This window comes from Crocosphaera watsonii WH 8501 (assembly GCF_000167195.1).
In the GTDB taxonomy this organism is placed as follows: domain Bacteria; phylum Cyanobacteriota; class Cyanobacteriia; order Cyanobacteriales; family Microcystaceae; genus Crocosphaera; species Crocosphaera watsonii.
In genome coordinates this window covers 1-4,399 of sequence record NZ_AADV02000247.1, presented here as the reverse complement: position 1 = coordinate 4,399, position 4,399 = coordinate 1, and the positions used below count along the sequence as shown (strand labels likewise).

The following is a 4,399-nucleotide window of genomic DNA, read 5'->3' as shown; positions in this document are numbered from 1 at the left end:
GGCAACTTGGAAGGTCTTAAAAAGAGGGATTCAAGGTAGATAACTGGAACAATGTGGACAAGTCTGAGTATACCTGAAAAGCAGCAACTAGAGAACATCCAATTTAAAGTGAATAATGGACCAGAAAATAGTGGAAGAAGAAGGCAATTTTTGAAGAGAATGGTAGAGTTTGCCGACCAAACTAAGAAATCTATTCAAGTACTATATGTTCCTCCTTATCACAGTAAATATAATCCCATAGAAAGATGTTGGGGAATTTTAGAGAGGCATTGGACGGAACACTTCTGAGAAATGCTCAAACGATGTTAGCTTGGGTAAAAACTATGACATGGAAAGGCTTAAATCCGATAGTTAAGTTAAGTAAAAAAGTTTATCAAAAAGGCATTTCTTTAACGAAAAAAGAGATGAAGGAAATTGAGAAACGTTTAGAACGTAATCCTCACTTACCTAAATGGGATATTTTGATTAGACCCAGTTAGTCTAAAAAGTTAATAAGAGTGTAAAATTAAGTGAATTTCCTTTTTAAAAATAGTCAAAGCTAATTTAAAAGTTAGCGTATTTCTTTCTTTTAGATAGGGAGGTTTTTGTTCGCGGAAAGTATCCGCGAACAACTTTTTATTTTTCCCTTTTCGCTTATTTGAGATGTTCTACAAACAGATTCTGAGAATGGGTGGGAAACTTTTTCTTGGAAATCACCTTACCCACAGTCCAAATTGGTAATTATTTAATACTATAATTAGCCTAAAAAGTAGCTCAATAAAACCGTTTATTGGTTTAGTTTATCTTGAATTATTTCTATTTGATTGCTTTTCTCTGTTAAACCAAAATAGTTCATCAGTTTAACAACACCAATAGAAACAACAACACCAATAGATAAACCACCTGCTAACAAGAGCAGAAATATTTTTTTTGCTTGGTTTACAGCTTTTTTCTGTCTTTCGGTTGTTGGGGAATCATAATCCATAATAAAATTAAGTAATTAATTATCTAATAATTCTAACCCATTCAAGAAACTTCTGCTACTGCGAGTATCCGTGAGAGATTTTGGATAACGAACCCCTAAAGCATAGAGACGATTTTTAACGAGATATAGTCTTAGGGTAATTATTTCCTCTTGGTTAGAAAATGTCAGTTCTTTACCTACATTTTTATCCAAAAAGATTGCTCTTTGTTGCGTTAATTGAAATCCTTTACCTGGGGGTATTTCCTCTTTTATTGCTTCTAACAAAACATCAATATTTTCAATTTGTTCATCTGTTAAACCTTCTGCATAGGCAGCAATATATTCTTGATTGTCTCTATGAGAGGCTAAACTACGAAAACTAATATCCCCTAAAGTTGTTGCTAATAATACTTCATCTTCGGTTAAAATACCAGGTGGCATCCAGAAAGAAACCCCTCCTTGCCTAAAGACAATAAATTGCCAACTATTAGATTGATTCCTAAGAGGAATAACGCCATCAGGAGGATTTTGAAATGATAATCTATCTTCTGAAGTTAAGCGTCCACTTTCAAAGAAACTTCTGATTTCTCGACCAATGGAAGGGGTTTGCTGTGCAATTTGTACTGAGGGTTTAATCGGTACTGACTTAGCCGAATTTACAAATAAGGCAAACGTAAAAACTGAAATCATTGAAGTGGTTTTTAACAGACTTTTCATCGACACTCATCAAATAAGACTTTCTAATTATCCCATATCTTTACATATTTTTCTGCTAATTTTCTGAAAACTGTAACAGCATTACTCCTTAAAGACTTAATTTATCATTCAGCAATAGTGATAACAGAGAAGATGTTATCATTAAAGGCTAAAAATATTGATATTTTTTCATATTATTCAGGTAAATAATTAATATTTAATACTTGTTCAGGAGTAAAAGGACAGTTTATAGGAAAAGTATCTAAAGATAAACCTGTTTCAATTGATGCTTGTTTTCTTGCTTTTTGATAACAAGGTTAAAAAACTTCCTCAAAATATAGCTTTAAACTCGGACTATCAGCAAAATCATCATCTAGTCTATCCCGATGTTCAAAAATAGTCGATAACCAACTTCTTGAACGCTTTTCTGGTTGGTATTTATATTTTAATAAGTGACAAAGAAGAATTTTAAAGTTACTTTTTACTGCTTTTTTTTGACTAATTCCCATATCTTCTATTTCTTCTATCAAGTTACTAATATCTAACTCTGTCAATCTTCCCTCTCGTAATAATTGTACGGTTTCTTCTAACCATAAACAATAATCTTTATCATATAAGTTCGTTTTCATCATGACCTCTATTTTTATTCAGGAAAATAGTCTGGTTTCAAGGTATCTTGTTCGAAAAAAGGAGATTCAATAGGAAATTCATCGATAGATAATCCTGTTTCTGCGGCAGCTAATTCTCTAGCATCTTGATAACATAAGTCAAAGTTATTAGCAAAATAAACTTTTAAACTAGGACTATCTTCAAAACTATCTCTAATTCTTTTTCTATGTTCAATAATAGAACTCTTCCAACTTTTTGAGCGTTTAGTGGGTTGATATTTCCATTTTAATAAGTGCATTAACAGTATCCGAGAGTTACTTTTGACTGCTTTTTTTTGACTAATTCCCATATCTTCTATTTCTTCTATCAAGTTACTAATATCTAACTCTGTCAATCTTCCCTCTCGTAATACTTGTATGGTTTCTTCTAACCATAAACAATAATCTTTATCATATAAGTTTGTTTTCATGACTACCTCTATTTTTGATGAGTATCATTTGAATTTTGTCCATCAATGTGTACTATGGTAAGTATTCAGGATCAAGAATTTCCTCAATTTTAAAAGGACAATTTTTTGGAAAGGTATTTAAAGAAAGTTCGGTCTCATCGGCTGCTTGTTTTCGTGCTTCTTGATAACTTTCATCAAAAACTACCTCAAAATATCTTTTTAAACTGGGACTGTTTTTAAAGGCTTTTAAGATACGTCTTCTATGTTCTCGGATACTCCCACGCCAACTACCGCTTTGTTCTTCAGGTTGATATTTCCATTTTAATAAGTGCATTAATAGCACGATTAAGTTGCTTTCTAAAGCATTTTTTTCACTTCTTCCCATGTCTTTTATTTCTTCAATTAAGTTAAAGATATCTAAATCTGTTAATCTTCCCTCTTGTAATAATTGTATAGTTTCTTCTAACCATAAATAATAATCTTTATCATATAAGTTCGTTTTCATAATAGCCTCTATTTTTGATGAGTATAATTTTAACTATCTAAGCTGATTCTAAAATTCTAACATGAAGCACTTCATTACTCATTAAAGGTTCGATTTGTGATTCAGCAACAGTTATAACAGAAATAGTTTCTCCCACAGCATTAAAAACTTCTAAACTGTAACCATCTTCTCCATTTTTTACAGGATGATGTTCAACAATGGTTGCGACATCTCCTCGACATAGTTTATAGTTTGCTAAGTCTTCTTTTAATGCGACTCTAGTAAATAGTTCAAATTTCATAATTTAATTCACTTGTTAGGATAAAGGGTAATAAACTTGGTTTGTCCAGAATCAAATTCTGTCATCCATATTGTAACAATTTCTAGACTAACTCTATTTAGGTCTTTTACAGAGAATGTTAGAATTTAAGTAGGGTGGGCATTGCCCACCATACTGAGAAAAATTATAGTAAAACATTATGTCTAATTAGGGTTTGCTGAATAAAAGCAAAACCCTATTCTTTAAAAGGTTACACCCATATTCGCGATCGCAAAAAAGATCAGCTTTGTCGGCTACAAACCGCTATAATTGGTAGAAACACCTCCCAGTTGTTGCTCAAGAACAAATGTATCGAAAAGAGGAGCAACCTTTACCGCCCCCAGAAAAATTTGAATTACCTTTCGAGGGCAAATTGTCCCCCAATAATCGTTGGGTAATCATGGCAGAGTTGATACCTTGGGATGATTTTGAGGAAGAATATGCTAAACTTTTTCAGCAGAAAAAGGTGCGCCAGCCAAACTATTTAGAATGGCATTAGGGACATTAATTATTAAGGAAAAATTAGGAACAAGTGATAGAGAAACTATAGAACAGATTAGAGAAAATCCCTATCTACAATACTTTATAGGTTTAAATTGTTATCAACAAGAGCCACCACTGGAATCTTCAATGCTAGTTCATTTTAGGAAAAGAATTGATGGAGAATTGATAAACAAAATCAATAAAAAAATAGTAAAAAGAGAAATAGACAAGAGTGATAAAGAAGTAAAAAAAAAGGATTGTCTCCAAGAAAAAGGAGAAAAAATAAAAAATAAAGGTAAACTAATTTTAGATGCGACTTGTGCGCCAGCAGACATCAAATACCCAACGGATTTAGGCATATTAAATCAAGCCAGAATTGAGACAGAAAGAATAATAGATGGTACCGACTCGAGTGAG

5 protein-coding genes and 3 pseudogenes are annotated in these 4,399 nt (G+C 32.2%); 2 read left to right on the top strand and 6 right to left on the bottom strand.

Features of this window, described 5'->3' with window-relative positions; translation table 11 throughout:
* Positions 1-51: 51 nt before the first annotated feature.
* A pseudogene (locus CWATDRAFT_RS42080) lies at positions 52-479 on the top strand (ISAzo13-like element transposase-related protein).
* Between the two features lie 287 nt (positions 480-766).
* Here the strand turns inward: CWATDRAFT_RS42080 and CWATDRAFT_RS30000 are convergent.
* From CWATDRAFT_RS30000 to CWATDRAFT_RS29975, 6 genes and pseudogenes are all read right to left on the bottom strand, one after another.
* Positions 767-964 (bottom strand): hypothetical protein, encoded by a 198-nt coding sequence (locus tag CWATDRAFT_RS30000; RefSeq protein WP_007308482.1) that lies wholly within the window; start codon positions 962-964, stop codon positions 767-769.
* A 15-nt stretch (positions 965-979) separates the two neighbouring features.
* A complete protein-coding gene (locus CWATDRAFT_RS29995) occupies positions 980-1,633 on the bottom strand; it encodes a hypothetical protein (protein ID WP_021831974.1) in 654 nt (217 codons plus the stop codon).
* A 200-nt stretch (positions 1,634-1,833) separates the two neighbouring features.
* Positions 1,834-2,268 (bottom strand): annotated as a pseudogene (locus CWATDRAFT_RS29990) (DUF29 domain-containing protein).
* 14 nt (positions 2,269-2,282) lie between these two features.
* Entirely contained in the window at positions 2,283-2,717 is a 435-nt protein-coding gene (locus tag CWATDRAFT_RS29985) for a DUF29 domain-containing protein (protein ID WP_007308479.1), read from the bottom strand.
* Positions 2,718-2,769: 52 nt separating this feature from the next.
* Complete coding sequence (locus CWATDRAFT_RS29980; protein WP_007308478.1) at positions 2,770-3,201, bottom strand: DUF29 domain-containing protein; 432 nt, start codon at positions 3,199-3,201, stop codon at positions 2,770-2,772.
* Positions 3,202-3,238: 37 nt separating this feature from the next.
* On the bottom strand, positions 3,239-3,481 hold the full coding sequence (locus CWATDRAFT_RS29975; RefSeq protein WP_007308477.1) for a DUF4926 domain-containing protein: 243 nt from the start codon (positions 3,479-3,481) through the stop codon (positions 3,239-3,241).
* Positions 3,482-3,806: 325 nt separating this feature from the next.
* Between CWATDRAFT_RS29975 and CWATDRAFT_RS32470 the strand changes: the two are divergent.
* Positions 3,807-4,399 (top strand): annotated as a pseudogene (locus CWATDRAFT_RS32470) (transposase); the annotation flags it as partial.

What these genes read in the sequence shown, in the direction of transcription:
- CWATDRAFT_RS30000 (WP_007308482.1), bottom strand. Translation starts at nt 964, where the DNA reads ATGGATTATGATTCCCCAACAACCGAAAGACAGAAAAAAGCTGTAAAC.
- CWATDRAFT_RS29995 (WP_021831974.1), bottom strand. Translation starts at nt 1,633, where the DNA reads ATGATTTCAGTTTTTACGTTTGCCTTATTTGTAAATTCGGCTAAGTCA.
- CWATDRAFT_RS29985 (WP_007308479.1), bottom strand. Translation starts at nt 2,717, where the DNA reads ATGAAAACAAACTTATATGATAAAGATTATTGTTTATGGTTAGAAGAA.
- CWATDRAFT_RS29980 (WP_007308478.1), bottom strand. Translation starts at nt 3,201, where the DNA reads ATGAAAACGAACTTATATGATAAAGATTATTATTTATGGTTAGAAGAA.
- CWATDRAFT_RS29975 (WP_007308477.1), bottom strand. Translation starts at nt 3,481, where the DNA reads ATGAAATTTGAACTATTTACTAGAGTCGCATTAAAAGAAGACTTAGCA.